This is a genomic window from Levilinea saccharolytica (genome assembly GCF_001306035.1).
Classification (GTDB): domain Bacteria; phylum Chloroflexota; class Anaerolineae; order Anaerolineales; family Anaerolineaceae; genus Levilinea; species Levilinea saccharolytica.
In genome coordinates this window covers 48,746-74,104 of sequence record NZ_LGCM01000028.1, presented here as the reverse complement: position 1 = coordinate 74,104, position 25,359 = coordinate 48,746, and the positions used below count along the sequence as shown (strand labels likewise).

At 60.4% G+C, this 25,359-nt stretch carries 25 protein-coding genes, 1 tRNA gene and 1 pseudogene; 14 read left to right on the top strand and 13 right to left on the bottom strand.

All coding sequences use genetic code 11. From position 1 onward, the window contains the following. The first annotated feature begins 223 nt into the window (after window positions 1-223). The 3 genes and pseudogenes from ADN01_RS07520 to ADN01_RS07510 all read left to right on the top strand — a co-directional run bounded on the left by ADN01_RS07520 (window position 224) and on the right by ADN01_RS07510 (window position 2,426). Complete coding sequence (locus ADN01_RS07520) at window positions 224-1,468, top strand: class I SAM-dependent RNA methyltransferase (RefSeq protein ID WP_062418778.1); 1,245 nt, start codon at window positions 224-226, stop codon at window positions 1,466-1,468. A 20-nt stretch (window positions 1,469-1,488) separates the two neighbouring features. Beyond that, the gene (locus ADN01_RS07515; protein WP_062418777.1) at window positions 1,489-1,935 is read left to right on the top strand and encodes a DUF3795 domain-containing protein; all 447 of its coding nucleotides are present in this window, start codon (window positions 1,489-1,491) and stop codon (window positions 1,933-1,935) included. A gap of 2 nt (window positions 1,936-1,937) precedes the next feature. Beyond that, window positions 1,938-2,426: pseudogene (locus ADN01_RS07510) on the top strand (DUF7000 family protein). Between the two features lie 30 nt (window positions 2,427-2,456). Here the strand turns inward: ADN01_RS07510 and ADN01_RS07505 are convergent. Then, window positions 2,457-3,104, bottom strand: a complete 648-nt coding sequence (locus ADN01_RS07505) for an NUDIX hydrolase (RefSeq protein ID WP_075071044.1) — start codon at window positions 3,102-3,104, stop codon at window positions 2,457-2,459. Window positions 3,105-3,232: 128 nt separating this feature from the next. Between ADN01_RS07505 and ADN01_RS07500 the strand changes: the two genes are divergently transcribed. The 8 genes from ADN01_RS07500 (at window position 3,233) to ADN01_RS07465 (ending at window position 11,147) form a co-directional block, all read left to right on the top strand. Continuing rightward, complete coding sequence (locus ADN01_RS07500; protein WP_062418774.1) at window positions 3,233-4,129, top strand: sugar-binding protein; 897 nt, start codon at window positions 3,233-3,235, stop codon at window positions 4,127-4,129. Window positions 4,130-4,149: 20 nt separating this feature from the next. Beyond that, complete coding sequence (locus ADN01_RS07495) at window positions 4,150-5,133, top strand: sugar-binding protein (protein ID WP_062418773.1); 984 nt, start codon at window positions 4,150-4,152, stop codon at window positions 5,131-5,133. Between the two features lie 145 nt (window positions 5,134-5,278). After that, window positions 5,279-6,070: an ABC transporter permease gene (locus ADN01_RS07490; protein ID WP_062418772.1), complete on the top strand. Its 792-nt coding sequence runs from the start codon at window positions 5,279-5,281 to the stop codon at window positions 6,068-6,070. 4 nt (window positions 6,071-6,074) lie between these two features. After that, window positions 6,075-6,881, top strand: coding sequence for an ABC transporter permease (locus ADN01_RS07485; RefSeq protein WP_062418771.1), 807 nt, complete (start codon window positions 6,075-6,077; stop codon window positions 6,879-6,881). 4 nt (window positions 6,882-6,885) lie between these two features. After that, the gene (locus tag ADN01_RS07480) at window positions 6,886-7,890 is read left to right on the top strand and encodes an ABC transporter ATP-binding protein (protein ID WP_062418770.1); all 1,005 of its coding nucleotides are present in this window, start codon (window positions 6,886-6,888) and stop codon (window positions 7,888-7,890) included. 62 nt (window positions 7,891-7,952) lie between these two features. Further along, the gene (gene dinB / locus ADN01_RS07475) at window positions 7,953-9,146 is read left to right on the top strand and encodes a DNA polymerase IV (RefSeq protein ID WP_062418769.1); all 1,194 of its coding nucleotides are present in this window, start codon (window positions 7,953-7,955) and stop codon (window positions 9,144-9,146) included. Window positions 9,147-9,181: 35 nt separating this feature from the next. After that, a complete protein-coding gene (locus ADN01_RS07470; RefSeq protein WP_062418768.1) occupies window positions 9,182-10,432 on the top strand; it encodes an MFS transporter in 1,251 nt (416 codons plus the stop codon). A 22-nt stretch (window positions 10,433-10,454) separates the two neighbouring features. Beyond that, entirely contained in the window at window positions 10,455-11,147 is a 693-nt protein-coding gene (locus ADN01_RS07465; RefSeq protein WP_062418767.1) for a hypothetical protein, read from the top strand. On the opposite strand, the gene ADN01_RS07460 is transcribed toward ADN01_RS07465, so the two are convergent. From ADN01_RS07460 to ADN01_RS07450, 3 genes are all read right to left on the bottom strand, one after another. Next, the gene (locus ADN01_RS07460; RefSeq protein ID WP_062418766.1) at window positions 11,144-12,403 is read right to left on the bottom strand and encodes a glycosyltransferase; all 1,260 of its coding nucleotides are present in this window, start codon (window positions 12,401-12,403) and stop codon (window positions 11,144-11,146) included. The genes ADN01_RS07465 and ADN01_RS07460 overlap by 4 nt on opposite strands. 106 nt (window positions 12,404-12,509) lie before the next feature. Continuing rightward, window positions 12,510-12,582: transfer RNA gene (locus ADN01_RS07455), tRNA-Thr, on the bottom strand. A 137-nt stretch (window positions 12,583-12,719) separates the two neighbouring features. After that, window positions 12,720-13,334 carry a dTMP kinase gene (locus ADN01_RS07450; RefSeq protein ID WP_062418765.1) on the bottom strand — a complete coding sequence of 205 codons (615 nt, stop codon included), beginning with the start codon at window positions 13,332-13,334 and terminating at the stop codon, window positions 12,720-12,722. Between the two features lie 144 nt (window positions 13,335-13,478). Here ADN01_RS07450 and ADN01_RS07445 point away from each other — a divergent pair, with 144 nt between their 5' ends. From ADN01_RS07445 to ADN01_RS07435, 3 genes are read left to right on the top strand one after another with little or no spacing between them, the layout of a single operon-like run. Beyond that, entirely contained in the window at window positions 13,479-14,702 is a 1,224-nt protein-coding gene (locus tag ADN01_RS07445; RefSeq protein ID WP_062418764.1) for an anion transporter, read from the top strand. Window positions 14,703-14,726: 24 nt separating this feature from the next. Then, a complete protein-coding gene (gene udk, locus ADN01_RS07440) occupies window positions 14,727-15,362 on the top strand; it encodes a uridine kinase (protein WP_062418763.1) in 636 nt (211 codons plus the stop codon). 5 nt (window positions 15,363-15,367) lie between these two features. Continuing rightward, complete coding sequence (locus ADN01_RS07435; protein ID WP_062418762.1) at window positions 15,368-15,907, top strand: TVP38/TMEM64 family protein; 540 nt, start codon at window positions 15,368-15,370, stop codon at window positions 15,905-15,907. Window positions 15,908-15,937: 30 nt separating this feature from the next. Here ADN01_RS07435 and ADN01_RS07430 read toward each other — a convergent pair whose 3' ends face one another. The 9 genes from ADN01_RS07430 to pstC all read right to left on the bottom strand — a co-directional run bounded on the left by ADN01_RS07430 (window position 15,938) and on the right by pstC (window position 25,292). Further along, on the bottom strand, window positions 15,938-17,416 hold the full coding sequence (locus ADN01_RS07430; protein ID WP_062418761.1) for a DUF4129 domain-containing protein: 1,479 nt from the start codon (window positions 17,414-17,416) through the stop codon (window positions 15,938-15,940). Beyond that, window positions 17,413-18,612, bottom strand: coding sequence for a DUF58 domain-containing protein (locus tag ADN01_RS07425; protein WP_062418760.1), 1,200 nt, complete (start codon window positions 18,610-18,612; stop codon window positions 17,413-17,415). The genes ADN01_RS07430 and ADN01_RS07425 overlap by 4 nt, the downstream gene beginning before the upstream one ends. Before the next feature lie 2 nt (window positions 18,613-18,614). Then, a complete protein-coding gene (locus tag ADN01_RS07420; protein ID WP_062418759.1) occupies window positions 18,615-19,550 on the bottom strand; it encodes an AAA family ATPase in 936 nt (311 codons plus the stop codon). A gap of 41 nt (window positions 19,551-19,591) precedes the next feature. Then, window positions 19,592-20,404: a metallophosphoesterase family protein gene (locus tag ADN01_RS07415; protein WP_062418758.1), complete on the bottom strand. Its 813-nt coding sequence runs from the start codon at window positions 20,402-20,404 to the stop codon at window positions 19,592-19,594. Further along, complete coding sequence (locus ADN01_RS07410) at window positions 20,401-21,417, bottom strand: CHAD domain-containing protein (protein WP_062418757.1); 1,017 nt, start codon at window positions 21,415-21,417, stop codon at window positions 20,401-20,403. Before ADN01_RS07410 ends, ADN01_RS07415 begins: the two co-directional genes overlap by 4 nt. A gap of 125 nt (window positions 21,418-21,542) precedes the next feature. Beyond that, window positions 21,543-22,229 (bottom strand): phosphate signaling complex protein PhoU, encoded by a 687-nt coding sequence (gene phoU, locus ADN01_RS07405; protein WP_062418756.1) that lies wholly within the window; start codon window positions 22,227-22,229, stop codon window positions 21,543-21,545. A gap of 80 nt (window positions 22,230-22,309) precedes the next feature. Further along, window positions 22,310-23,092, bottom strand: a complete 783-nt coding sequence (gene pstB / locus ADN01_RS07400; protein WP_330218296.1) for a phosphate ABC transporter ATP-binding protein PstB — start codon at window positions 23,090-23,092, stop codon at window positions 22,310-22,312. Window positions 23,093-23,100: 8 nt separating this feature from the next. Next, on the bottom strand, window positions 23,101-24,339 hold the full coding sequence (pstA, locus tag ADN01_RS07395; protein WP_062418754.1) for a phosphate ABC transporter permease PstA: 1,239 nt from the start codon (window positions 24,337-24,339) through the stop codon (window positions 23,101-23,103). Beyond that, window positions 24,336-25,292: a phosphate ABC transporter permease subunit PstC gene (pstC, locus tag ADN01_RS07390; RefSeq protein ID WP_082142834.1), complete on the bottom strand. Its 957-nt coding sequence runs from the start codon at window positions 25,290-25,292 to the stop codon at window positions 24,336-24,338. The genes pstA and pstC overlap by 4 nt, the downstream gene beginning before the upstream one ends. Window positions 25,293-25,359 lie beyond the last annotated feature (67 nt).

The following is a 25,359-nucleotide window of genomic DNA, read 5'->3' as shown; positions in this document are numbered from 1 at the left end:
TTGACTTCTGGTATCTGTAAGGTGACAATAGACATGGCAAGCTCCGGTAACTTGGTGGCCTTAAGCACCTACCAGTTTACTCGGAGCTTGCTCTTTTTTCAAAACCTACCACTCTTGGGACAGACACATAATTTGATCTAAATGCGCCAGTCAGCCGCGCGAACGGGGGAACATGATAGAATCAAAGCAGCAGGGGGGCCTGGATGGATACGCGGAGGGCGAGATGGGTATCGAAAATGCGGTTTTTGAGGTGCGGTTGGAGCGCCTGGTGTATGGGGGCGAGGCTTTGGGGCGTCTGCCGGACGGACGGGCTTTATTTGCGGCCTTTGGCCTGCCGGGGGAGCTGGTGCGGGTGCGGGTGGTGGAAGAACACCCGCGGCATGTGCGCGCCGAGCTTTTAGAAGTGCTGGAGCCTGCGCCGGAACGCATCGCGGCGCGCTGCCGGCACTACGGCGTGTGCGGGGGCTGTCATTACCAGCACCTGAGCTATGAAGATCAACTGCGGGCCAAACAGGCGATTTTAAAAGACCAGTTGGAACGTATTGGGCATTTTACTGACCCGCCCGTGCAGCCGATGGTACCCAGCCCAAGCCCGTGGAATTACCGCAATACGATGCAGTTTCATTTGGATCCGCAGGGCAAACTGGGCTTTCAGCGGGCCAATTCGCACACGGTGGTGGCGATTGAAGAATGCCACCTGCCGGAGGAAGAACTGAACGCGATCTGGCCTTTACTGGAGATGGAACCTGTGCCCGGGCTGGAACGCGTGACCGTGCGTCAAGGGGATGAGACCCTTTTGGCTTTGGAAAGCAGCGGGGGCGCGCTGCCCACCTTCCAGGTGGACATGCCGCTTTCGGCGGTGTGGATGGGGCCGGAGGGCGGAGACCCGATTGTGCTGGCGGGGGATGATTTCACCCGCTTTGAGGTGTTGGGACGGGCTTTCACCGTTTCAGCGGGGGCTTTTTTTCAGGTGAACACGGCCCAGGCAGAAGCCCTGGTGAAGCATGTGGCGGAGCGGGCAGCGTTGGGGGCTGACGATACGGTTCTGGACGTGTACTGCGGGGTGGGGCTGTTCAGCGCCTTCCTAGCACCCAGGGTGGGGAAGTTGATTGGGGTGGAGATGTCACCGCAGGCCTGCGCCGATTTTGCCCTGAACCTGGATGAATTTGAGAACGTGGAGCTGTATGAGGGCGCGGCGGAGGATGTTCTGCCAAAATTGAAGGTAAGGCCGCGCGGCATCGTGGTGGACCCGCCGCGGGCCGGGCTGGAACGGGCAGCCCTGGACGCAATCGTGGGCATGGGGCCGGAGTGGATCTTGCATGTGTCCTGCGACCCGGCGACCCTGGCCCGCGACCTGGCGCGCATGGTGAAAAGCGGGTACACCCTGCGCGAGGTGACGCCCTTTGACCTGTTTCCGCAGACCTACCACCTGGAGGCGGTTGCCTGGCTGACGAAGACCGGCGCCTAAATGGTAAGGAGGGTTGGAAAATGAACGAGGAACTCATCGCTCCGTGCGGGATGAACTGCGCCCTGTGCGCTGCCTATCAATTCAGGCTGCACGACCTGAACCAGCAGGGGTTTCATCGCAAATACTGCCCGGGCTGCATTCCGCGGGGGGAGAACTGCCTGCACATGGGGGACGTCTGTGAAAAGTTGGCCCAGGGCACGCTGCGGTTTTGTTATGAATGTGAAGCTTACCCCTGTAAGCGCCTGAAAGCCCTGGATAAACGCTACCGCACCAAATATCACATGAGCATGATCGCCAACCTGAATCTGATTCGAGACCAGGGGATGGAAGCGTTCTTGGCACAAGAGGCGCAAAAATGGCGCTGCCCCACCTGTAGGGGCAACCTGTGCTGCCATAACGGGCTGTGCATGCACTGTCAGACGGATGATTTGCGGCGCAACCCCAAATACCGCTGGAACGAGGATTGAAAATGGACACGTTGAATTCAAACATCCAGGAATACCAACGCCAGCTGGAAAAAGGGCAGATCCAAAAAGCCTACAAGGGTTTGATGACCTTCATGACGGGGCTGGCTGCTGACTAGCAAAACCGGCATGCGGACTACGCAGTCAGCGCCCTGTACCCTGGATACATGGATATGACTTACTTCGCCTTTACGCCCCCGGCGCTGCGGGAACAGAAGCTGAAAATTGCCGTGGTGTATGTGCATGAGAAAAACGCTTTTGAAGCCTGGCTGGCGGGCAGCAACCGTAAGGTGCAGGCGGATACGATTGCGCGGCTGAGCGGCAAACCTTTGGGGGTGTATGTTTTATCCAAAGTCAGCCCAGGGGTGGATTCGATCATCGAGGCGACGCTGACGGCGCAGCCGGACTTTGATTCTCCGGAGGCGCTCAAACAGACCCTGGAGGGCAGGCTCCTGGCCTTTATTCAGGATATGGAAAAGCTGTTGGGGGAATAAAAGACCGCTGCTCGGGATGACGCGGAGCGGTTAGGGAAAGAGGCGGCGGGCCTTGACCTCGGCCACGGCGTCGGGGCGGTAGCGGAACAGCTGGGCCGGGCGGCCCTCACCTGCGCGCCGGTGCGAGGTGGGCTCAATCACCCCGGCCTGCAAAATGCGGCGGCGGAAGTTGCGCTTGTCCAGTTTTTCACCCAGGATCAATTCATAGGTACGCTGCAGCTCGGTGAGGGTGAAGGTTTCTGGGAGAAGCTCAAAGCCGACGGCGGTGTATTCCAGCTTGTAGCGCAGGCGGCGCAGGGCGTAGGTGAGGATGCTGGCGTGGTCAAAGGCCAGGGTGGGGAGGGCATCCACGGGTTTCCAATCGGCGCCGGAAGCCTTAAGGCTTTCTGGATGGGCGGCGCTGGTGGGCAGCAGGGCAAAATACACCACCGAAACACCCCCGCGGGCTGGATCACCGTAGGTGTAAAGCTGCTCCAGGTAAATTTCCAGCGGCCCAGCTGCATGACAAACCGAGGCATTGGCGGTGTCTTCCAGCGATTGGCTGGCAGCGTGCGGGCGGCCAGGAAGCTGCCATTGCTGGGGCGGGTAGGGCAGCAGCAGGGTGGACAGCCGGTCGGACTGCAAACCGAAGATAACCACGCGAACTTCAACCGGAGGGGGGACGACAGGGGCACTCATACGGTTAATTATATCCTGTGGGCAAGCCCAGCGGCCAAAAAAGGGCAGGCAGATTTTGGCGAAAATACAGCCAACCCTGAGGGCAGACGCGTATAATAAAGGCAAATCTGGACTCAAGGACTCGATGAATGACCTGGACTCGTGCGCTGATTTCCCTGTGGATCCTTTTCTTGCTGAGTGCCTGCACGACAGCGGGTGGTCAGACGGCCGTACCTAACGCCACCATGACGGCGGTATACCAGCCCAGCGCCACGGCTGACCTGGAGCCGACCCAAACCGCACCGGCCCAGCCGCAGGCAACCGAGACACCCCTGGTGCTGGCGGTGACGGAGGCGGCCCAGCCCACTTCCGCGCCCGCGCAGGCCGCACCCCAGCGCAGCGGCTGGACGGCGGCGTATTTCAGCACACGGCCAGAGGTGGATGGGGACCTGGGGGAATGGAGCGGCTTCACACCCGCAGCGCTGGCTTTGCTGCTGGAAGGGCGTGAAAATTGGGAGGGGCCTTTGGATCTGTCGGCCGCTGTGCAGGTGGGCTGGGATTATCAGAACCTGTATGTGGGGATCAAGATCAAAGATGATGTGTACCGCCAAAACGGCAGCGGCGAGGATTGGCAGGTGTGGGATGCGGTGTTGGTGTCTTTGGACACGGATTTGGACGGGGATTTTAACAGCTCGCAGCGCAACGTGGACGATGTTCAGCTGTGGCTGACAGCGGGCGCGCCTAAGGTGGGGGAGAACCTGGGGGCTTACCAGACGGCCCCGGCAAACCAGCGCGGGCTGCGCAGCGAGGTGGAAATCTTCGCCTGGGCTTACCCGTCCGACAGCGAGCGCGGCTACATTTTGGAAGCGGCGCTCCCCTGGGAAGTGCTGGGGGTGCAGCCGCAGGCCGGGGATGAATTTGGGTTTGCGGTGGTGATTTCGGATAACGATTCAGATCAGGCCGCGCGGCAGAGCCTGGTGGGCGGGGTGTACGGCTGGAAGGCCGCCGACCCCACCACCTGGGGATCGCTGCGGTTGGGTCAATGAGAACAAGCGGGAGGTGCAGGATGAAACCAAGGCTTAAGAAAGCGCTGCTTTTGGCGGCGGCCGGGGTGCTGTTGGGGTGCAATTTGCCGTTCGCGGGGTTGAAGCCGGGAGCCAACGAGCCCGCGCCTAACCTGACCATGACGGCGCTGTTTGGATCGGGAATTTTGGGGTCGCTGACCCCGGCCGCTCCGGTGGAATTCCCCACGCTGGTCCTCACCGAGGAAGAAGAGCTGCTGGTGGTGACTCCGACGGTGACGATGGTGCCGCTGACGGCTACGCCCGAACTTGCGGCGACCCCCACACCGCCGGGTCTGCCCACCGCCCCGCCCACCCTGACCTCTGGGCCGGCCACAGCAACCCTGGCAGGGCGGCCGGGGGGAGCTTTTTCGGCGGCATATTTTGCTTCGCCGCCGACTCTGGATGGGAATTGGGATGAATGGCCCGGCAAGACCTACGCCGCGGCAGCGGTAGTGTATGGGCAGCGTGAGACCAGCGCCGATTTGGAAAGCTCATTCCGGGTGGGGTGGGATTACCAATACTTGTACGTGGCGGCCAAAGTGCGCGATGACCGCTACGCACAAAACGCCAGCGGGGCTGACCTGTACAAGGGCGACAGCCTGGAGATTTTGCTGGACAGCAACCTGTGGGACGATTTTGGCAGCGCGCAGCTGAGCGGCGATGATTTTCAACTGGGCATTTCGCCGGGCCGCGGGGGACTGGATGGGCCGCGCGAAGCGTATTTGTGGTTCCCCAGCGGGCTGGCTGGCGGGCAGAGCAAGGTCAAAATCGGCGCGGTGGCGTTTGAGGACGGCTACCGCGTGGAGGCGGCCGTGCCCTGGAGCGTGTTCGGGGTGACGCCCGGCCCGGGGGTGAAGGTGGGTTTTGCCTTCTCGGTGTCAGACAACGACAATGTGGATCAGAATGTGCAGCAGACGATGGTCTCCAGCGCGGCGGGACGAAAACTGACCAACCCCACCACCTGGGGGGTTCTGACCCTTCAATAACAAGGGTTTTGATCTAATCCCGATCCTGGCCGTCTGGAACTCCCCAGACGGCCAGTTTTTTGGGCTGGATGGAGGGTTTGGGGCCGGCCGCCGCCGCACAGCGGATATAATCGCCGGTATCCTTAGGGCTGCGGAGGCGGCGCGCATGCGATTCTTCTGGGAAGTGGTGAGGCGGGCTTTTCGTCAGGAAACGACCTACCGCCTGGCGATGTGGGCCGGTCTGGCGACCAATTTGTTCTTTGGTCTGGTGCGGGCGGCCTTGCTGACGGCGCTGCTGCCGGCTGGGGCGGCGGTGAACGGCATGGACGCGGCTGCGTCGGTGACCTATGTGGCCCTGACGCAGGCCATGATCGCCTTTCTGCGGATTTTCGGCATGACGGATGTATCCAAGAGTGTGTATTCCGGGCAGGTGGCGATGGATTTGCTGAAACCGACCCATCTGTACACCCTGTGGATGGGGCGGGAATTGGGCAAGGCAGGATTCAACCTTTGGGGGCGCGGGGTGATCTTCATGGCGCTGTTTGCCCTCTTTCACCCATTGGTTTTCCCCGGCTCGCTGGGGCAGGCAGGCTGGTTCCTGGTGAGCCTGGGGCTGAGCTGGCTGGTGAGCTTTTCCTGGAATTTTCTGGTCAATTTGGCTGCCTTTTGGACCCCGGACGCGCGCGGTGTGGCGCGCATGGGGTTTTTGATCTCCGGGGTGCTGTCTGGCTTTTATATGCCGCTGCAATTGATGCCCGAATGGTTCACGCGCCTGTGCTATTGGACTCCCTTCCCCTCGCTGATCAACACGCCGGTGGAAATTTACCTGGGGATCGTTCCGGCGGGAGAATTGGGGGTGCGCCTGGGGCTGCAATTGGTGTGGTTCCTGGTACTGGCTGCTGCTTCGCAGGCGGTGGTGCGGCTCGGCATTCGCAAGCTGGTCATTCAAGGAGGCTGAGGAAATGCGCAGCTTAACGCTCTACCGCCGACTGCTCTCCATCCAACTGCGTTCACAGATGCAGTACCGCATGTCTTTTTTGATGGACGTGCTTTCCACGGGCCTCTTAAACGGCACCTATTTCTTCTCGGTAGCGCTGGTGCTGAACCGCTTTGGCGGCGTGGTGGGGTGGACGGTGGGGGAAGTGGCTTTTTTGGTGGGGGTGGCAGAAATTGCCTTCGGGCTGACGGACATGATCTTCAGCGGGTTTGACGCGGACACCTTCAGCCCGATGGTGCGTCAGGGGCAGTTTGATCAGCTGCTGCTGCGGCCGGTCAACATCACTGTTCAGGTGTTGGGGTCGTCTTTTTTGCTGCGCCGGCTGGGGCGCATTCTGCAGGGGGTGATCATTTTGGCTTACGGGCTGTGGATGACGCCGGTGGTTTGGACGGCGGCCAAGAGCCTGTATTTACCGGTGGTCATCGCCAGTCAGGTGGTCTTGATGGGGGCGATTTTTATCTTTGGGACCACACTGACCTTTTGGACGATCGAGCGGGTGGAAGCCGTCAATATTTTGACCTATGGGGGCGTGGAGATGATGGGGTATCCGATGGATATTTATTCCAAAGGGATGCGGCGTTTCTTCACCTATGTGGTGCCGTTCATCTTTATGAATTACTACCCGGCGCTGTATTTTTTGGGAAAAACTGACCCGTTTGGCTTTCCGGCGGCGGCGCCGTTCTTTGCGCCGCTGGTGGCCGCGGCGGGGATGGGGCTGGCGTTGTGGTTTTGGCGGTGGGGGATCACCCATTATCAAAGTACAGGGAGCTAAGGCGATGAAACCCATTTTGCGGGTGCGGGATTTGGAAAAGGTGTTTTGGGTCAACAAACGCCGTCAGGGGATTTTGGGGTCGGCGCTGAGCCTGGTGGCGCCGCAAATGGAAAAAGTGACCGCGGTGAGCCAGGTGAACTTTTCGTTGGAGCCGGGGGAGATGGTGGGGTACCTGGGGCCGAATGGGGCCGGAAAATCCACGACGATCAAGATCCTGACCGGCCTGCTGGTTCCCAGCGGGGGCGAAGTGGAGGCCAGCGGGTTTGTGCCCTGGAAGCAGCGCCAGGCCTACGTGGCGCATATTGGGGCGGTGTTTGGGCAGCGCACCACGCTGTGGTGGGATTTGCCGGTGATTGATTCCTTCGAGCTGCTGCAGGCGATGTATTCGATTCCGGCGGAGCGCTTTCGGCGAAATCTGCGCGAATTTACCGAGATGTTGGAGATGGAGCGCTTTATCAACACGCCGGTGCGGTCCTTGTCATTGGGCCAGCGCATGCGGGCAGACCTGTGCGCGGCGCTGCTGCACGAGCCGCCCCTGGTGTTTTTGGATGAGCCGACCATTGGGCTGGATGTGGTGGCGAAGGAACGCATCCGCCAGTTTATTCAAAAGATCCACCAGGAGCGGGGGACAACCATTATTTTGACCACACATGATCTTTCAGATGTGGAGAAGTTGTGCAGCCGGGTGCTGATTTTGGATCAGGGACAATTGCTGTACGACGGCAGCCTGTCGGCTTTGAGCCAGCGGTTTGACGGGCGGCGGCTGCTGGCGGTGACGCTGGCCAACCCGGCAGAGCAAATCACTTTGGAAGGGGTCGAAATCGTGAGCCGGGATGGGCCGCGGGTGACGTTTTCGCTGGACGGACACACGCACGACCCCGCCGCGTTGATTCAGACCCTGTTGGCGCGCTACCCTGTGACCGATTTAGAGGTGCGGCGTCCGGAATTGGAAGTGACCATCCGGCGGATTTACGAAGAGAAGCTGCTCCAGCCCGCAGGTCAGGCTTAGTCCGTCGTAAAGGGTTGACCGGCGCGGGGGAGGGCTGTACACTGGTGAGGAGAGGCCGCGCGATGATTTTCCGGAAGATCCTGCATGTGGATTTGGACGCATTTTTCTGCGCTGTGGAAGAGCAGCGGGAACCGTCCCTGCGGGGCAAGCCCTTTGCTGTGGGGGGCAAGCCCGAAGAGCGCGGGGTGGTCAGCTCCTGTTCCTATGCGGCGCGCCAGTATGGGGTGCATTCGGCCATGCCCACCGGTCAGGCGCAGCGGCTGTGCCCGGAACTGGCGCTGATTCCGGGGAACCACGGGCTGTATCGAGCGGCTTCGGAACAGGTGATGGGGGTGCTGGGTGAATTCACTCCCCTGTTGGAGCAGCTTTCGATTGACGAAGCCTTTCTGGATGTGAGCGATTTGCCCCAACCCGCGGCGGAGATTGGGTATCTTGTGCAGCGGGCGGTGAACGAACGCACGGGCCTGCCCTGTTCGCTGGGGGTGGCCAGCAATAAGCTGGTGGCCAAAATGGCCACGGACCACGGCAAGGCCTCAAAGCGAGGCCCGACAGCGCCCAACGCTCTGCTGGAAGTTCCGGCCGGGCAAGAGGCGGCTTTTTTGGCCGGGCTGCCCGTGCAGGCGTTGTGGGGGGTGGGGCCCAAGCTGGGGGCCAGGCTGAATGATTTGGGGGTGACGACGATTGGACAATTGGCCGCCATGCCGGAGAGCCAATTGGTGCGGATGTTTGGTAGAATCGGGCATGAGCTGGTGCGCCACGCGCAGGGCATGGACGACCGCCCGGTGGTCACCGTTCACCAGGCCCAATCCATCAGTCAGGAAGTCACCTTTCAGCGGGATGTGAGCGACGCGGCGGTGCTGCGCGGGACCTTGCTGGATATGAGCGGGGACGTGGCCTACCGGCTGCGGCAGCACGGCCTGTGCGCGGCGACGGTGCGGCTGAAGCTGCGCTGGCCGGATTTCACCACCCTGAGCCGCCAGATGTCTTTGGAACGGCCCACCCAGCAGGATAAGCTGATTGGGGCGGTGGCCTTGCAACTGTTTGACGCCGTGTGGCAGCCGGGCAGGCCCGTGCGGCTGATTGGGGTGGGCACCAGCGGGCTGAGCCAACAGGCCTTTCAGCCTGGGCTGTGGGAGACGCCCAGCGAAAAAGAACAGCGTCTGTTGGGCGCGCTGGATGAACTGCGTGAACGCTTTGGCCGGCCGGTGGTGCAGGCGGGGCGCAGTTTGTACCGATCTGGGCCGAAGAAAAAGTAAGCCGCAAATAAAACACACTAACGAGAACCGCCGTCATGTCCATCGAAGCACCATCCGAACGCAATTCTTATTTTTCCCTGTTCCGCAACCGCAATTTTGTGGCCTTGTGGATTGGGCAGATGATCTCATTTATTGGCGACTACTTTAACTGGCTGGCGCTGCCGATTTTGATCCAGGATTTGACCGGCAGCACCTTGATGGTAGGGCTGTCGCTGATCTCTTCGAGCGTCCCTATGTTGGTGCTGGGGCCGGTGGCGGGGGTCTTTGTGGACCGCTGGGACCGCAAAAAGACCATGATGACGGCGGATTTTTTGCGGGCCGGGCTGGTTTTGGTTTGCCTGACGGTGCAGCGTGCGGATCAAGTGTGGATTTATTACACGGTGGGGTTTTTGATGTCTTGCCTCAGCCGCTTTTTTTATCCGGCGCGCGCGGCGGTGCTGCCTTTGATTGTGCCGGAGAAAAAGGACCTGCTGGCGGCGATGGGGCTGATGCAGGGGGTGGAGACGATGGGGTTTCTGATTGGCCCGGCGCTGGCGGGTTTCACGATTGGATTTGCGGGGGCGCAGGTGGCGTTTTTGTTTGATTCGGCCAGTTTTTTGCTGAGCGCCCTTGCGATTATGCTGATGACCGTGCCGCGCACCACCCCTGGCGGCACCAGCAGTCTGGCGGCGGTGTGGCAGGAGCTGCGCGAGGGGATGGGAACCTTGTTTTCCAGCCGGCTGCTGGTGAGCATTTTGGTGTTGATGACGGTGCTCCAATTTGGGCTGGGGGCCATTAACGTGTTGTGGGTTCCCTACCTGCGCACCCATTTTGGGGTGGGGCCGGAGGGCTTGGGGATAGTGGATTCGGCGCAAGGGTTGGGGATGCTGATCGCGACGGCCTTGCTGGGTTATTTCAGCGGGCGCATGAAGAAAGCGGCCTGGGGGGCCTGGGCGATGATGGCGATTGGGCTGCTGCTGGTGGGTATCGGCGTGTCGCCCGCCTTTGTCTGGATCATCGTGCTGACCTTTGTGATTGGACTTTTCTTGGTGCCGGGCCAGTCGGTGCTGATGACCCTGATCCAATTGGCGGTGACGGATTTGAAGCGCGGGCGAGTGAACAGTGCGTTAAACGCGATCGCCTCTGCTGCCGGTTTGATCTCGATGGCGCTGGCTTCATTTTTAGCGGATACGGTGGGTTTTCGGGTGATTTATGGGGTCTTCGGCATGATCATTGTGGCCGCCGGGATCCTGGGATGGGCGATGCTGGGGGGTGTGGATCTGACCCAAGTGGAAGAAAATCAATGAGCGGCGAATTTGAGGAGGCGTGATGAGCGAAGGACAACCAACGGACGAGACTCTGGCGGTCACACCAGCCCCGTGGCGGCAGCGGCTGCAAACCGATCTGCGCAGCAAACTGATTGACGGGTTGGGCGCGGCGGCCATCCTTTACTTGTGCATGTTGACCGTGGCGATGATGATGCGGCCGGTGCAAAACCTGAGCGGCAGTGCCGGTGTTTTGGTGTACATTGTGGTCTTGTTGGCGATTTCTATTTTTTGTCTGGAGCGTTCGCTGGTCACCCGCTGGGGTGAACGGACGCGGGCCTGGTGGGGGATGGCGGGCGGGCTGCTGGCCTGGTCGGTGACCATGGTCAGCAACGACCTGGGGGCGGTGGAACTGATCAGTCTGCCTGGGATCACCATGCTGCTGATGGTGGGGCTGATTGTGAGCGTGCTGTGGCGGCGGGTGCTGCCCTTGGGGGTGCGCTTTTATGCCTTTTCGTACATGCTGTTCTGGACCGGAACCATGTTCTTGGGGATTCAAAACTACTTTGGGCAGGTGTCGTATTTGCTCAAGAGTGTGTATTGGGGTAACGGAATTTTGGCCGCCGCGGGCGGGCTGTATATGGTCTATTTCATCTTAATCAAGACCACGCGCCGCATCCCGCGTTTGTGGGGGGCGTTGTGGCTGTGCTTTTTCATGATTACCCTGCAAATGATCGTTCGCGGGGGGATTCTTTAGGTCTGCGGCGCAGGTTTGGGCTGAAGCAGCTGTTCGTACACTTGAATCATGCGGCTGGCGATGTTTTCCCAGGCGTACGCCTGGGCGTACTCCTCTGCCTGGGCGCCGAGCTGCGCGCGCAGGTCGGGGTCACAGATGAGCTGGGTGAGGCGCTCTGCCAGGGCGTTGGGGTCGCGGTCGGGGACGGAATAGCCGTTGACGCCGTTCTGCACCAAAAAGCCCAGGCCGCCGACCTGAGAGGCCACCACGGGGGTTCCGCAGGCCATCGCTTCCAGGGCCACCATGCCAAACGATTCGTAATGCGAGGGCACCACCACAATCTCTGCGGCGGAATAGTAATAAGGCAGGGTATCCTGGCTGCGTTTGCCGATGAAGAGCACCATATCGTTCAGACCTAAGTCTTTGCACAGGGCGCGCAGGCGGGCCATTTCTGCGCTCATGTTCTGAGGGGTCACATCGGGGTCGCCGCCGATGATGGTGAGGTAATGGGGGATGGGAATGAGCCGGGGGTCAGAGCGCATGGCCGCCAGGGCCTGGATGAGAGTATCAATGCCTTTGAGTGGCTCGATGCGCCCCACGTAGAGGATCATGTTATCACCGCAGGGGATGCCGATGACGTCACGGGCCTCTTCACAGGGGATGGGGTAGAAGCGCGAGGTGTCTACACCGGGGGGAATGATGGTGATCTTGCGCTTGTCGGCTTGATACAGAAATTCCAACTGGGCCTTTTCGGCCAGGGTAGCGGCGATGATGCGCTGTGCGCCGCGGATGACGGTTTGTTCGCCCTCCACGCGGTAGGGGCCTTCCATCTCCGCGGGGGTGAGGGCCACACGGTTTTTCATATGGCCGAGGGTGTGAAACATCTGCACGATGGGGGCGTTCCAGGCCTGCTGAAGGTCCAATGCGGCGACGCCGGACATCCAGTAGTGAGAATGGATGACATCGTAGTGGATGTTTTTTTCTTCGGCAAAGCGGCGAATGGATTCGGCGTAGGTGGGCAGATATTGGGGCAGATCCGATTTGGGCAGGGGGTATTCCGGCCCGGCGGGCACATGCACAACCCGGTTGCCAAAGCCGAGGTCGTGGAGCACGTGGGGGACATGCTCATCCTGGGAACGGGTGAACACATCCACGTGAATTTTCATGCGCCCCAGTTGGGTGGCAAGCTCGCGGACATACACATTCATCCCGCCGGTGTCTTTGCCGCCGAGGGTGGCCAGGGGGCAGGTGTGATAGGAGAGCATGGCTATGTTCATATGAAAGATTATACCTTTATGGGGCGAGGGTGGGGTCGGTTGACGGGGAATAAAAAAATTCCCAGCAGGGCAAAAAGTGCCTGCCGGAAATTTGGGTTCGGGCATGAGCCACCTATGAGGTTCGAACTCATGACCTGACGATTACGAATCGTCTGCTCTACCAGCTGAGCTAAGGTGGCGACTGCGAGGGGTATTATACCAGAAATGTGGTTTCCCCGACAAGGGATGAGGGAAAAATCCACCTGCGTATAGGTAAAATCACGAAGGCCGTCTGGTTCATCGAGATGGGGCAAAGTCTCCGGCGCGGCTGGTGAGCTTAACTTTGACCGGCGGGAAGGTAAGGTTGGATGACGGCGCGCACCTCGGCCAGCACCTGGGGTAAGGGGGCTGAGGCATCCACCTGACGGGTGTTGGGTTGGCAGGCCAGCATGGATTGGTACGCGGCGCGCAGGCGCACGACTTCATCCAGAGGGATTTCCTGTTTGCGCGAAAGGAGGACTTCGGGGGTCGCATCCAAAAAGATGAACAGGTCGGGGCGGGGCAGACGGCAGCGCAGACGGTTCACCAGGGCGTGCGGGCCGCCGTAGCGGTATTTGCGCGGGTCAATGGCAACGTCGTCGAAATAATGGCGGTCGGATAGCAGGAGCACGCCGGAATTCATGCGCGGCCGAAGATGCAGATAATAGTGACCGAGCCAGCGGAGGGCGCGGTAGAGCATTTTTAGACAGCTGGAAAAGAAAGGGCGCGGCGGGTGTTGGTGATTGGTAATGGGGCCGTTTTTGGGCAGGAGGTTATTCCCGTGCAGAACGTGCACGGGGATATTCTCAGCTTGCAGCTCGGCTTGTAAAGCCTGTATGACCGAAGATTTGCCTGAGCCGTCTACACCCACCAGGGCGATCAGAGGCATTTTGGAAGGCGGCGCGGACATCATGATGACACTCCGTTGGAAATGTGTGGGCCGTCAGATATTTATTTATTTTATCAAAATAATTCAAATATTACCACTTGGAAAACACCGGCTTTCGCACAAGCCCGAGGGTTTGGAGTAGAATCACCGCTTTGGAGGGCTGGCTGGATGGATTTTTGGATTACGCTGATCATTGTGACCGTGACGTATATCGGGATTGCGGTGGGGCGCTGGCCGGGGCTGCGCGCCAACCGTACCACGATTACGCTGATGGGCGCCGGGCTGCTCATCGCCACCCGTCAGGTGGCATTTTCAGCGCTGGGGGATTTTTTGGACCTGGATACGCTCATCCTGCTGTTCTCGATGATGATCCTGAATGCGAATTTGCAGATGGCGGGCTTTTTTCAACTGGCAGGCCGGGGACTTTTAAAGACGGCGCGTTCGCCGCGGATCTTGTTGGCGGTGGAAATTGCCCTGGCGGGGCTGCTGAGCGCGCTGTTCCTGAACGATACCATTTGCCTGATGTTCACCCCGCTGGTGGTGCAGATCACCCAGGGGGCACGGCGCAACCCGCTGCCGTACCTCATTGCCCTGGCGACGGCTTCAAACATCGGTTCGGCGGCAACGCTGACGGGGAACCCGCAGAATATGATCATCGGCACGGCATCGGGTATCTCGTACCTGGATTTTGCCCTGCCGCTGCTGCCGGTAGCTGTGATGGGGCTGGTGGTGGTGTGGGGGGTGGTGATTTGGTTCTATCCTGGCGAGTTCCGGCGCGAGGCGCTGGGCGATTTGACCGAGCAGCCCCTGGAACTGAACCGGCCGCTGCTGATCAAGAGTCTGGTGGTGACGGGCGGGCTTTTGACAGCGTTTTTGCTGGGCGCGCCGGTGGCCGAAGCCTCTTTTCTAGCGGCCTGCGCGCTGCTGTTCACGCGGCGCGTGTCGCCGGAACACGTATTTTATGAGATCAACTGGGGGCTGCTGGCTTTTTTTGCGGCCATGTTTGTGGTGACGGGTTCGCTGGAGGCCAACGGTGTGGCGGGGGAACTCTTCCGATTGGCGGGGCTTTCGCCGGATACGGGCATCTGGCAGTTTTCGCTGACCACGCTGGTGCTCAGCAACCTGGTGTCCAACGTCCCGGCGGTGCTGCTGCTGAAGCCGGTGGTGATGCAGCTGCATTCGCCAACGGCGGGCTGGCTGACTCTGGCGGTGGCTTCGACCCTGGCGGGAAATTTGACCTTGTTGGGGTCGGTGGCCAACCTGATTGTGGCCGAAATCGCCGGCAGCGCGCGGATTCACATGGGCTTTTGGGAGTACACGCGTGTGGGGCTTTTGGTGACGATTGTCACCCTGGCGGCAGGAATTATGTGGCTGCAATTTGCCGTGTGGTAAAACGGCATCGGGTATAATGGCGGCATGAAAAATACACGCGAACCTCTGGTGATTGCCATTGCGGGCGGGTCGGGGTCGGGCAAGACGACCGTTGCTAACTCGATTTTAAACCGGGTAGGGCCGCTGCGGATTGCCTATTTGCCGCACGACGCCTATTACCGCGACCTGTCCCATTTGCCGGAGGTGCAGCGGCGGGAGGTGAACTTTGACCATCCCAATTCGCTGGAATCGGATTTGATGCTGCAGCACATCATGCAGCTCAAGCGCAGGGAGCCGGTGGATTTGCCGATTTACGATTTCACTATCCACACGCGCACCGACCGCACCCTGAGGGTGGAGCCGCGGCCGGTGATCCTGGTGGAGGGCATCCTTATTTTTGCCGAGCCGGAGCTGCGCAAAGTGTTTGATGTGAAGATTTTCGTGGATACCGACGCGGATTTGCGCTTTATCCGGCGGCTTCAGCGCGATTTGATCGAGCGCGGACGTTCGACCGAGAACGTAATTTCTCAATATTTGAGCACGGTGCGGCCGATGCACATGGACTTTGTGGAGCCTTCGAAACGGTATGCAGATGTGATTATTCCTGAGGGCGGGTTCAACGCGGTGGCGCTGGATATGGTGATCGCGCGGATTGAAGCCCTGCTCTCGGCTGAGGATTGATCTGCATGGAGTCCGACACACGTCAGAAGATCATCCGTATTCTCATTTTTGTTCTGGTGGTTGGGCTGACAATTTATCTGGTCTTGATTCGAGACCGCATCGCGGACCTGGAAGGCTATGGGTATCCAGGCATTTTCTTGTTTTCGCTGCTGGCCAACGCCAGCCTGGTGATTCCGCTGCCGGGGGTAATTTTGACCTCGGCGATGGGGGCGGTGTTTGACCCGTTTTGGGTGGCGATGGCGGCGGGCAGCGGGGCGGCACTGGGGGAAATTTCGGGCTATCTGGCGGGTTTCAGCGGACGGGGGTTGGCCTCGCGGGCGGGGTGGTATCCGCGGGTGGAGGGTTGGATGCGGCGCTACGGAATTTGGGCGGTGCTGCTGCTGTCCTTCGTTCCCAACCCGGCCTTTGATATCGCTGGAATCGTGGCGGGGGCCATGCGTATGCCGTTGTGGAAGTTTCTCTTGTTTTGCTGGATCGGCAAAATTCTTAAAATGCTGGTGTTTGCCTATGGGGGCGCAGGGCTTTTGGATCTGCTGCCGTTCTAACGCTTTTCACAAAACGGCTCACCCATTCGACTAATTTTTAGGCAGTTTCCGGCGCGCCTGGAGCTGCGCCTTTCCGGCGGCCTGCACGGTTTCCCAGGCGGCATTGACGGCGTCTACCTCTTCCTGAGTTTCGGGCAGTTCGCCGTAGCGCACGCGCAGGTAGGCTTGGGTGAGGGTTTGCAGGCCAGCGAGATGGTCGGGGAAGAGCACCGCGGCGCGGGGGATGAATTCCAGCGGGGTCAGGGCCGGCGGACGAGGGGTGCCCAGGTCTTCGCACAGATCCATGAGCTGGGCGTACACCCAACGGATACGGGCGGCAGCCAACAGGCGGCGGGCACGGTTCAGGTCGCGGCTGGAGCGCAGGCGGCCGGTGAGAAATTCCCAGGGGGTCAAAGGCCCCAGGCGTCCGCTGGGGTCGCCTTTTTCGGCGGCGGCCTGAATGCGCAGCTGCCGCCAGCGCAGGGCACCCAGAATGGAAGCCAGGATGATCAGGGCGAAGAGGATGATCCCCAGGTTGCGGCCGGTGGTGACCCATTCGGTATGGGCGGCAGCCTGTTCACTTTGGTGCTGCAAGAATTCCTGCATGGACTGCTGCCAGGCGTTGATGGGGTCTGCCAGATTCTTCTGAAAACGGGCGATGAGCATGGGAATCCAGCGGGCCAGCAGCAGCAAAAGGGGGGAAAGAATCAGCAAGATCAGGAAGGTGATGATCCCGGTGAGGGCCAGGATGAGCTGGACGATCCACTGCCCCAACTGGCCGCTGAGGGCCCAGCCAGAGAACACGCCTACGGCGACCACGATGAGGCCGATGAGCAGCACGCCCAAGGCCCAGCCGCGGTTAAACACGGGCGTGCGCCCGCCGCGTAGGCCGCGCAGACTGGCGATGCGGGCGGTGAACATGGCAAAGAGGCTGAAGAGCAAAAAGATGTACAGGGCGATGTAGGTCTGCGGGCGCTGGGCCAGGGGCGAGCCGGAGAGGAGCAGGCCAAAAACCAGAAACATGAAGAGGCCCAACTGAAAACTGGCGGCGGTGGTGAGGGTGTCGGCGGGCTCGCGGGCGATGCGCAGGCCGCGCAGGATGAGCAGGAGGAGGATGAAGTGGTGGAAGATCTCGCGCAGGTCGGAATTGGGATCCACTAGAAATTGAACCGAACGGTAGAGCAGATCACCCACACCCAGCGGCTGATCTGGATAGAGGAGCAGTTTGAGGGTGACCAGAACGGAGAAGAGAATCCAGAGCAGGACAGCGGGTATGCGGTACAGGCTGCGCAGTTCCAGGGCGTTGAGCACGCGCACGAGGATGTGTGTGGTCAGCGTGACAGCGCCCAAGACCGCGTAGGCGGGCAGCCACCCGCCCTGGCTGAGCAGAACCGCGCCGTACCAGGCTGCGATCCACGACAGTTCGGCGATGAGCATCGAGAAAGTGGCAATTTCGGACCAGACCTGCGTGCGCAGGCGCTGGGGGTCGAAGGTTTCGGCGAGGACTTGCGAAAGGGTGGGCGGCGTCATGGTGAAAAGGGCAGGTGCAGCACGCGCACGCCGGGGATGGTGGGCGGAGGGGCAGCTTGCAGGCAGATGAGGGTGGTGTGGGTGCGGTAGCGGCGGATGGAGATGAGGGTTTCCAGCAGGGCCGGGGTCACCAGGGCGGTGACGATGAGCAGGGTGGCGCCGTAGGGCAAATTGGACGCGGCCTTGACCAGATATTTCTCAAAAGGGGTGGTGGTGTAGGGGGTGACAGCGGCCAGGGTTTGCAGCAGCAGGGAAAGCTGGTCGCGCGAGCGCCCCGGCAGGATGCGGAAGGGGCGGTCGGCGTGGGCCAGGCAGCCGTTGGAGATCAGCCCCACCGCGTAGCCGTCTTCGACCCCATGCACCACCAGGGTGGCGGTGACTTTGACCAGCTGCTCCAGCATGGTATGGTACGTGCCCAGCCAGGGCTGTTCGGAGGTGGACACGTTCAGGCAGACCACCATGACTTGAGAGGAGACAGGCTGGAACATGCGCACCTGCATTTGACCGCTGCGGGCTGTAGCGGGCCAATGGATGTGGCGGAAATCATCTTCGGGGTGATAATCACGCACGCCAATGGGCAGGGTGGGATCTTCCACCAGGCGGCGGCGGGCGCGCCGGTCGCCAAAGGGATCTTCGGCGTCCAGTTTCAGGCGTTCCAGGGGCAGCACCTCTGGAAAAACGGTGAGATATTCCTGGTTGTCATGTTCAACGGCGTTATCAAACAGGCCGAAAGGATCGCCGGACTGCAGTTGGGTGGGGCCGAGGTCATAGATGCCGCGCTGGCGTAACTGCAGGGCCACCGTGCGTTCCACTTTTTCGAACCAGCGCAGGGAATACAGGTTGACCAGATTGCCCTGATCGGCGATGTGCGAAGGGGAGAGCAGGGTTTCATCCTGCGGGCCGACCGCCAGCGGCCAGGGGTCGGTGGTGCGCAGCCAGGGCAGGGGCAGAATTTTCTCGTTGGCGGTGAGGATGCGCACGGTGAGGGATTCGCCGGGGAACCCGCGGCGGTAGCGCCACAGACGGCGGTAGGTGATGCGGCTGAGTGCGTAGTAATTCCAAATGCGCGCGGCGGTGAAGACCACTGAGACAGCCACCGAAAAGGCAATCAGCCAGACCTGCCGGAAGAGCACGGCAAAGATAAAGACCAGAAAGAGCAAGTTGTCCCATTTGGACAACAGGTCGCGAGGGCGCACGATCAGCCTTCGACCGGAACGGGCACGGCGGCAACGATATCGGCGACCAGCTCGGGGGTGGTGCGGCCGCGGAGTTGGGCCTGGGGGGAGATGATCATGCGGTGGCAGAGGATGAAGGGCGCCAGGAATTTGACGTCATCAGGGATGACAAAATCACGGCTGTGGATGGCGGCCCAGGCCTGTGCGGCTTGATACAGCGCCAATGAGGCCCGCGGGCTGGCGCCGAGCTGAATATCCTGGTTTTCGCGGGTGGCACGGGCGATGCGCACGATGTAATCGCGGACGGAATTCTCCACGCGGATTTCGCGGCGGCGCTGCTGAAGGTCGACGATCTCCTGCGGGCTGGTGACCGGCTGCAGGTCGGCCAACGGGTCAGCGGAGCGAAAACGATCCAGAATGGCGTTTTCTTCTTCCTGCGAGGGGTAGCCAATGGGCAGGCGCAGGAGAAAACGGTCGAGCTGGGCTTCGGGCAGGGGAAAAGTGCCTTCCAATTCGACCGGATTCTGGGTGGCGAGGACGATGAAGGGGCGCGGCAGCGGGCGGGAGACGCCTTCGCCGGTCACCTGACGTTCCTGCATGGCTTCCAGCATGGAAGACTGGGTGCGCGGGGTGGCGCGGTTGATTTCATCCGCCAGGATGATTTGAGCCATGATGGGACCGGGGCGGTATTCAAATTCCTGGATTTTTTGGTTAAACCAGGACAAACCGGTGACATCCGAGGGCAGCAGGTCGGGGGTGAACTGGATGCGGCGGAAAGAGCAGCCCAGCGAAGCCGCCAGCGCGTTGGCCAGGGTGGTTTTGCCGGTGCCGGGGACATCTTCGAGCAGAACATGACCCTCACAAAGCACGGCGGTGAGGAGCAGGCGGATGGTTTCTTCTTTACCAACAATCACTTTCTGGATATTTTCTAAAATGCGCTGGGAGATGGTAGCAATCAAGAGAACCTCGACCGGGGATTAAGATGGGCTGAACGGGTTGATTATACCCCCTGGGGGGGCGGATTTGGGCAGGATTGGGGCGGGGGCGGAAGCAGGGCGGCCTGTTCGGAGAGCGACTGCTGATCGAGGATGTCATCCAGGGCGCAGCCTTGCAGGAACATCTGCGCAAATTCCGGCGGCAGGCCTTTCTTTTGCACGGCTGCGGCAGTCTTTTGGCAGTCATAGGGCAGACGGAAGAAGCGCGCTGAAAGGGCCCCGGAAGGGGTGAGGGTGAGGAGGGCATAGGCGCTGCGCGGGTCGCGGTCGTCGGGGCGGCCGACGCTGCCGGGGTTGAGAAACCAGGTGCCGCCCGCCTGGGTGAGGAAGGGTCGGTGGGTATGCCCGCAGATGACCAGGTCCGCTTCGGCCAGGGCGGCCAGCTCCTGCAGGCGGTCGGGAGGCAGTGAGGGTGAGATGTGTTCGGTGGGGGAGGCCGGACTGCCGTGCACCAGCAGCACCCGCCAGGGGCCCAGAGTCAGGCGCAGCGCGGCGGGCAGGGATTGGAGGTAGCTGCGTTGGGCGGGGGTCAAATTTTCATAAGCCCAGGAGAAAGCGAGTTCGCGCAGTTTGCAGCGGTTGGTCTTGCGCACATGGCCATTGTCAGGCACGCGCAGGACTTTGGCATCGTAATTGCCCAGGATGTTGACGAAGCGTTTTTTCTGGATGGCATCCACCACTTCGGAGGGGAAGGGGCCGTAGCCGAGGTGATCGCCAACGTTCCAGATGGGGCCGGCCCCAGCGGCACGAGCGTGTTTGAGCACGGCACGCAGGGCAGGCAGGTTGGCGTGGATGTCGGCGATGACGGCGATGATCATGCTTCGTCTGGCGGGGTGGGCTGGACAGCGGGGTAGAGATCCTCAGCCCGAAGAAGGGGAAGCTGCACCTGGGCGAGGAGAGAAGGCCACAGCCCGCGGGTTTGGGTTTGATCCCACAGGCGCACCAGTTCTTGATAGACGCGCTCGCGTTCACTGGCGCGGTCTAGAGCGAAATACTCCAGACCCGGGCGCAGGCTGCGGAAGGGACGGGCAGAGCCGTAGAATTTTTCGGTGCGGCGCAGCTCTTTTTCGGCAAAACGGGGCAGCTCCGCCAGCCAGACATCGGCGTCGTGCAGCGCGCCGAGGGTATCTTGAAACGCGCGCAGGGCCTTCAATTCGTCTTTGAGCTGATCGGCGTACAAGGGGGCAAAGGCTTCCAGGGTGTAGCGCAGTCCTTTAGCGGCGATGCGCATGGCGTGCAGCTCTTCGGCATGGTCGGGGTAGGCCACGTGAGACTCGAAAGACAGGAATTCCTCCAGGCGGGCCTGAATATGCTCGGCGGCCAGGGCGTAGAGGGCATGGTCAAAGGTGAGGACGGAGGATTCGGCCTCCGGCGGGGGCAGATGGGGGGTGAGAGCCGCCGGTAAAGAGGTGAGGGTGGGGGATTCGTGGAAATCTTCGACGGCCTGAACCACTTTGGGCTGGATGGCTGTGCGCGCCTGCCGCCGCCGCAGAAGCAGACGGCGCATCCCAGGGCGCAGGCGAGTTTCGGGAAGGGAGGCGAGGATCTGGGTGAGGAGTTCAATTTGAACGTCGCTGTCGCGCGCGGCCCCCAGGGCGCGGGTGATCTGGCGGATGTCGCCGGTCCATTGGGCCACTTTTTTGGCGGGGAAACAAATGGAAAAAATGGGCAAAGCCGCCCGCAGGCGGCGGGTGGCCACGCGCATGCGGTGAACGTGTTCAATATCGGCAAGGTCGTGGACCCCTTCCATCTCTGTGAGGAGGGCGGTCCAATGACGGTTGAGGACATCGGCAGCATAGGCACAGAGGTGGGGGGAGAGGTTCTTTTTCATGGGTGCATTTCCTTTAAGAAATTATAGCAAGGGGGTGATAAAAGCACAAATCCGGGGGGGCGCTGCCCTGGAAAATTGGTAAAAAAAACCGGCGGGGGAGCCGCCGGTGGCACAGGTGTGTGGGGTTATTCTCGGTCGTCATCCAGGTCGTCATCGTTGGATTCCAGCTCCAACAGCTCGCCGGTGGCGATGAAGACGGTGCGTTCGCAGATGTTGGTGACGCGGTCGGCCATACGTTCCAGATTGTGGGCCACCCACATGAGCAGGTTGGCCGCGTCAATATTTTCGGGGTTGGCGATCATGGCGTTGACCAGGCTGCGGGTGACGTGGTTGTAGAGGTCGTCCACTTTGTCATCTTCCAGGGGGATGGCAGAAGCCTGACCGGCATCTTCATTGATGAAGGCGCTCAGGGAGCGGTGCAGCATGCTGACCGCCAGGTCGGCCATCAGGTCAATTTCACGATAAGGGATGGGGATGGTGTGATCGCCGAGGCGAATATTGACCTTGCCAATGCCTTTGGCATAATCGCCCATGCGTTCCAGTTCGGTGATGACCTCCAGCATGGCGGCCAGGCTGCGCAGGTCGCGGGCCATGGGCTGCTGGGTGGCGATCAGAATAAGGATGGCGTTTTCGATGGCGAAACGCTTTTCATTGATCAGGGCGTCTTCTTCGTAAAGGGTGCGGGATGCCTTTAAGTCGCGGCGCTTGAGGGCGTCAACGGATTTGAGCATGGCCTGTTCCACCATGCTTCCCAAGAGCAGGACTTCATCTTGAATGTGATGGATCTGACGATCCAACGTCTCACGCGTCATAGGTGACCTCGTTCAATCGGATCAGAAGGTGACGGGGGGCTTTCCAACCTGGAAAGCGCCAGCCTGCTGATGGGGCAGGATTATCCAAAGCGCCCGGTGATGTAATCTTCGGTGCGTTTATCTTTGGGGTTGGTGAAGATTTGCTGGGTTGCTCCAAATTCTACCATAAGACCGGCGCGGTCTTCATCCATTGTGAAGAAGGCGGTCTGGTCCGAGGCGCGCGCGGCTTGCTGCATGTTGTGGGTGACGATGATGATGGTGATGGTTTTGGAAAGCTCGCGCATCAGGTCTTCGATTTTGAGGGTGGCAATGGGATCCAGAGCGGAGCATGGTTCGTCCATGAGGATGATCTCGGGCTGAACCGCCAGGGCGCGGGCGATGCACAGGCGCTGCTGCTGACCGCCGGAGAGAGCCAGGGCGCTCTTTTTGAGATTATCTTTAACTTCATCCCACAGGGCGGCTTTGCGCAGGGTTTCTTCCACCAGGTCGTCCTGATTGCCGCGAAAGCCGTTGATCTTGGCGCCCCAAACGATATTGTCATAGATGGATTTGGGGAAGGGATTGGGCTTTTGGAACACCATGCCGATGAGTCGGCGAATTTGGACGGGGTCTACATCTGGATCGTAAATGTTTTTGCCGTGAAATAAGATGCTGCCGTCAATGTGGGCAGTGGGCACGAAGTCATTCATGCGGTTGAAGGCGCGCAGCACGGTGCTTTTGCCGCAGCCGGAGGGGCCGATGATGGCGGTGATTTGGCGAGGGACGACTTTTAGGTGGACGTTTTTGACCGCCCGAAAGCTGCCGTAATAAAAGCTGAGGTCGCGGGCCTCGATGGCATAATCCTGGTTGGGAGACATGGACATGGTGACCATTATACTCTCTTGCTGAAGTGGTTTCGGAACAAAATGGCTACGGCGTTGAGGGACAGCAGGGTAATGAGCAGGACCAAAATGGCCGCGGCGGCGATGTTGCGGAACTCACTTTGCGGGCGCGTGGTCCAATTATAGATTTGAATCGGCAGGGCTGTAAAGTAGGAGAAGGGGCCGTTGGGGTCACTGGTGAGCATGGTGGAAGCGCCCACCAAAATGAGCGGGGCGGTTTCGCCAATGGCGCGCGAGACGGCCAAAATGGCGCCGGTGAGGATGCCGGGCAGGGCATTGGGGAGAACATGGTGCCAGATGGTCTGCCATTGGGTGGCCCCCAGGCCGTAGGCTGCCTGGCGCAGTGAGTTGGGCACGGCGCGCACAGCCTCCTGCGCGTTGATGATGAGGATGGGCAGAATCAGCAGACCCATGGTCAGCCCAGCGGAAAGGATGGTGCGGCCGTTATCAGTAGGTGTGCCGAACCAGGCCCCGCTGGTGAGCCCCGAAAGGGCGCGGACGAAGATGGCCAGGCCCAGAATGCCGTAGACGATGGAGGGAACCCCGGCCAGATTCTCGATGTTGGTCTGGATGATGCGGTTGAACCAGTAGCGCCGGTCGGCGTACTCTTCCAGATAAATGGCCGCGCCCACACCGATGGGGAAGGCAAATAGGATGGTGATGAGGATGATATGGATTGAACCCAGCAGGGCGGTACGCACCCCGGCCAGGCCGGCCTGAGAGGACATGCTGTTCTGAAGGAAGGACCGATTGAGCCAGGCGCGGAAGGTGAGGGCAGCCCCAGGGAAACGTTTATTCACCTCAGCCTGGACGTTTTCTTTCTGAAACAGGGATTCAGACAGCGTCCAGGTGGCCACGATTTTGGGCTGCACGACCTGTTCATAGGTCAGGGTGAGCAAATCGGCATGTGTGCGCTGGTCGAAAGGCTTTTCTCGTTCCAGGGCGCGCAGGCGCAGCTTGGTGAGGCGCTGGCGCAAGATGTCGGTCAGCTCGGTTTCGGAAAGCTGCTCCAGGGGGCGGTCGGCCAAAGCGGACGGTTCCACCTTGTTGACCTCGGCGATATAGCCAAAGGACTGGTTGATCACCGTCCACAGCAAGGTGGAGAGCGCAATCAGGCCAATGCAGATAGAAAGGAAAAAGACATATTTCCAAAGCCGAGAGGCGCGGTGGCGCTGCTGGAGGTGCTGGGCCAGACGAGGATCTTTGACGGCAAATGGGTCAGGGATCATTCGTACACCTCGCGGTAACGGGCCACCAGGCGGCGGCTGAGGATGTTGAGGCCGAGAGTGATGAGGAAGAGGAGCAGGCCAATGGCAAAGATAGAATTGTAATCGGGGGTATCGTAGGCCAGGTCGCCGCCGCTGATGCGGGCGATGTAGCCGGTCATGGTCTCGGCCCCTTGCAGGGGGTTAAAGGTGAAATTGGGTCCGGAGCCAGCGGCCACAGCCACGATCATAGTTTCACCTACAGCACGGGAGACGCCCAGGATGAAGGCGGCGATGATGCCGGAGAGGGCCGCGGGGACGACCACCTTGAGGGTGGTTTCCAGGCGGGTGGCGCCCAGGCCAAACGAGGCTTCGCGCAGAGAATGGGGGACGGAGCTGAGAGCATCTTCGCTCATGGAACACACCAGGGGCAGAATCATGATGCCCATCACCAGACCCGCCGAGAGGGTGTTGTAGATTTGCACATTGTCCGCACCCAGCACAGCGCGCAGGAGAGGGGTCATGAAGGTGAGGGCAAAGTAGCCGTAGACCACGGTGGGCACCCCGGCCAGGATTTCCAGAATGGGCTTGAGGATTTTGCGGCTGCGCGGGGAGGCGTATTCAGACAGGTAAATAGCGGCAGCCAGACCCAGAGGCAGGGCGATGAGCATGGCGATGAAGCTGGTCATGAGGGTGGCATTCACCAGGGGGAGGACGCCAAACTGACCGATGGAGGGCTGCCACTTGGTCCCGGTGAGAAAATCCAACAAGTTGACTTCAGGGCTGGCGAAGAACAGTAAGGCTTCTTTGCCCAGTTCGTAGAGAATGCCGAGAGTGGTCAGGATGGAAATCGCCCCGGCGATGAAAAGCGCGGCCTGGATCAGATTTTCCGAGTGGCGCGGACGCTTTTTGAGCCGGGAATGAATCGATTCCACTTGTGCCGCTGAAATCTGCAGGGCGGTGGGGGGATGTTCCATGCGTAAGCCTTTTTTGATCAGCAAGTTATGCAAAAAGCGATAGATGGGGCGAGAGGCTGGCTGCCCT

What these genes read in the sequence shown, in the direction of transcription:
- dinB (WP_062418769.1), top strand. Translation starts at nt 7,953, where the DNA reads ATGATTTTCCGGAAGATCCTGCATGTGGATTTGGACGCATTTTTCTGC.
- ADN01_RS07415 (WP_062418758.1), bottom strand. Translation starts at nt 20,404, where the DNA reads ATGATCATCGCCGTCATCGCCGACATCCACGCCAACCTGCCTGCCCTG.
- ADN01_RS07515 (WP_062418777.1), top strand. Translation starts at nt 1,489, where the DNA reads ATGAACGAGGAACTCATCGCTCCGTGCGGGATGAACTGCGCCCTGTGC.
- pstC (WP_082142834.1), bottom strand. Translation starts at nt 25,292, where the DNA reads ATGGAACATCCCCCCACCGCCCTGCAGATTTCAGCGGCACAAGTGGAA.
- ADN01_RS07485 (WP_062418771.1), top strand. Translation starts at nt 6,075, where the DNA reads ATGCGCAGCTTAACGCTCTACCGCCGACTGCTCTCCATCCAACTGCGT.
- ADN01_RS07470 (WP_062418768.1), top strand. Translation starts at nt 9,182, where the DNA reads ATGTCCATCGAAGCACCATCCGAACGCAATTCTTATTTTTCCCTGTTC.
- ADN01_RS07445 (WP_062418764.1), top strand. Translation starts at nt 13,479, where the DNA reads ATGGATTTTTGGATTACGCTGATCATTGTGACCGTGACGTATATCGGG.
- ADN01_RS07495 (WP_062418773.1), top strand. Translation starts at nt 4,150, where the DNA reads ATGAAACCAAGGCTTAAGAAAGCGCTGCTTTTGGCGGCGGCCGGGGTG.
- ADN01_RS07410 (WP_062418757.1), bottom strand. Translation starts at nt 21,417, where the DNA reads ATGAAAAAGAACCTCTCCCCCCACCTCTGTGCCTATGCTGCCGATGTC.
- ADN01_RS07505 (WP_075071044.1), bottom strand. Translation starts at nt 3,104, where the DNA reads ATGAGTGCCCCTGTCGTCCCCCCTCCGGTTGAAGTTCGCGTGGTTATC.
- ADN01_RS07520 (WP_062418778.1), top strand. Translation starts at nt 224, where the DNA reads ATGGGTATCGAAAATGCGGTTTTTGAGGTGCGGTTGGAGCGCCTGGTG.
- phoU (WP_062418756.1), bottom strand. Translation starts at nt 22,229, where the DNA reads ATGACGCGTGAGACGTTGGATCGTCAGATCCATCACATTCAAGATGAA.
- ADN01_RS07480 (WP_062418770.1), top strand. Translation starts at nt 6,886, where the DNA reads ATGAAACCCATTTTGCGGGTGCGGGATTTGGAAAAGGTGTTTTGGGTC.
- ADN01_RS07465 (WP_062418767.1), top strand. Translation starts at nt 10,455, where the DNA reads ATGAGCGAAGGACAACCAACGGACGAGACTCTGGCGGTCACACCAGCC.
- ADN01_RS07500 (WP_062418774.1), top strand. Translation starts at nt 3,233, where the DNA reads ATGACCTGGACTCGTGCGCTGATTTCCCTGTGGATCCTTTTCTTGCTG.
- pstA (WP_062418754.1), bottom strand. Translation starts at nt 24,339, where the DNA reads ATGATCCCTGACCCATTTGCCGTCAAAGATCCTCGTCTGGCCCAGCAC.
- ADN01_RS07435 (WP_062418762.1), top strand. Translation starts at nt 15,368, where the DNA reads ATGGAGTCCGACACACGTCAGAAGATCATCCGTATTCTCATTTTTGTT.
- ADN01_RS07460 (WP_062418766.1), bottom strand. Translation starts at nt 12,403, where the DNA reads ATGAACATAGCCATGCTCTCCTATCACACCTGCCCCCTGGCCACCCTC.
- ADN01_RS07450 (WP_062418765.1), bottom strand. Translation starts at nt 13,334, where the DNA reads ATGATGTCCGCGCCGCCTTCCAAAATGCCTCTGATCGCCCTGGTGGGT.
- ADN01_RS07430 (WP_062418761.1), bottom strand. Translation starts at nt 17,416, where the DNA reads ATGACGCCGCCCACCCTTTCGCAAGTCCTCGCCGAAACCTTCGACCCC.
- pstB (WP_330218296.1), bottom strand. Translation starts at nt 23,092, where the DNA reads ATGTCCATGTCTCCCAACCAGGATTATGCCATCGAGGCCCGCGACCTC.
- udk (WP_062418763.1), top strand. Translation starts at nt 14,727, where the DNA reads ATGAAAAATACACGCGAACCTCTGGTGATTGCCATTGCGGGCGGGTCG.
- ADN01_RS07490 (WP_062418772.1), top strand. Translation starts at nt 5,279, where the DNA reads ATGCGATTCTTCTGGGAAGTGGTGAGGCGGGCTTTTCGTCAGGAAACG.